The sequence below is a fragment of the Myxococcus sp. AB025B genome, assembly GCF_006518215.1.
Taxonomy (GTDB): Bacteria; Myxococcota; Myxococcia; order Myxococcales; family Myxococcaceae; genus Myxococcus; species Myxococcus fulvus.
The window spans coordinates 1-1,382 of record NZ_SRLW01000632.1 but is presented as its reverse complement, the minus strand read 5'-3'; the positions used below and the strand labels follow the sequence as shown (position 1 = coordinate 1,382).

General features: G+C 69.5%; 1 protein-coding gene. It reads left to right on the top strand.

Annotated features, from left to right (window positions below; genetic code table 11):
• Window positions 1–277: 277 nt before the first annotated feature.
• Window positions 278–1,297, top strand: coding sequence for an alpha/beta fold hydrolase (locus FL311_RS43185; RefSeq protein WP_141333499.1), 1,020 nt, complete (start codon window positions 278–280; stop codon window positions 1,295–1,297).
• Window positions 1,298–1,382: the final 85 nt, after the last annotated feature.

Sequence of the window (1,382 nt, the reverse complement as noted above, 5' to 3'; positions counted from 1 at the left end):
TCCCCCACCACGCCCAACAGCTGTACCTGGTGCCGCTCCATCACCCTCAGGGCACGCAGGAGGGTGTCTGTGGGAAAAACGGTGGCGATGAAGGATGACAATGCTTCCTTGATTGCCCTGTTTTGCCGCATCCACTTTCCTCCGGACGAATCTGCCTACATCTCCTTGCAACCACCCTGCCGACAGGGGTGATTGCCCGGGATTGGACACGGCAACGGGCCCTGGGCCGGCGTAGAGTAGGGGTGTGACACGTAGACAGGCGGCGCGGCTGGGGCGGATGGCGGACCTCTTCTCGCGGACGATGACACGCGGAAAAGAGGGGCTGCTGACGCTGACGTTCCGCCCGGACGAGCTTTATCGGGTGCCCACGGACGACGGCGCGGCCATCTCGTTGGGGCGCTACCACGCCCGAGGGGAGCGCCGGCACGCCGAGCCCGTCATCCTCTGCCACGGGCTGGGCGCCAACCGCTTCCACCTGGACTTCGACGAGCAGTACAGCCTGGCCCGCTACCTGGCCCGCTCGGGGTTCGAGACGTGGGTGATGGAGCTGCGCGGCCGGGGGCTGGCGGGCGACTGCTCGGACTTCACGTTCGATGATCAGGCCGAGCACGACGTGCGCACCGCGCTGCGCACCGTGGTCTCCACCGGTTCCAAGGAAGTGCTCTGGGTGGGGCATTCCAAGGGTGGGTTGATGCTCTACGCCCACCTGGCGCGAAATCCGCAAGCGCCGGTGCGCGCGGCGGCCATCCTGGGCAGCCCCTTCACCTTCGCGGTGCAGCCGGGGCTGCGCACCTTCATCCAGAAGGTGGAGCCGCTCCTGCGGCTGAAGGTCATCCCCACCGGCCGAGTCACCAGCATCGCGCTGCTCGGCGCGCCGCCGGGCCCGCTGAGCCGGTACATGATGCTGGCGGAGAACATGGAGCCGGACGTGGTGCGGCGCGCGCTGGCCAACGTGCCCGCCAACATCGCCGGCGGCGTGGGGCGCCAGTTCGCCCGGTGGATTTCGACCAACCGCTTCACCACCTACGACGGCGGCTTCGACTACCGCGAGGCTTTGTCCCACGTGCGCATCCCCTTCCTGCTGCTTGCGGGGAGCAAGGACCTGCTCGCCCCGCCCATGTCGGTGGCGCGGGCGAAGGAGGCCCTGGGCGGCCCGGTGAAGTTCCTCGTCGCCGGGCGGGGGCACGGCTTCGGCGCGGACTACGGGCATGCGGACCTGGTGCTGGGCCGGCGCGCCCCGGATGAAATCTTCCCCCTGGTGGAGGCGTTCCTCTCCGCGCACGCCACCCGGCCGTGAGCCGGCCGACGTGAGGGCCTGGGCCCGGGTTGTCCCCTCCTCGGCCGCGTGCTACCCCGCTGAGCCTCTCCCCCATGCGTCTGTC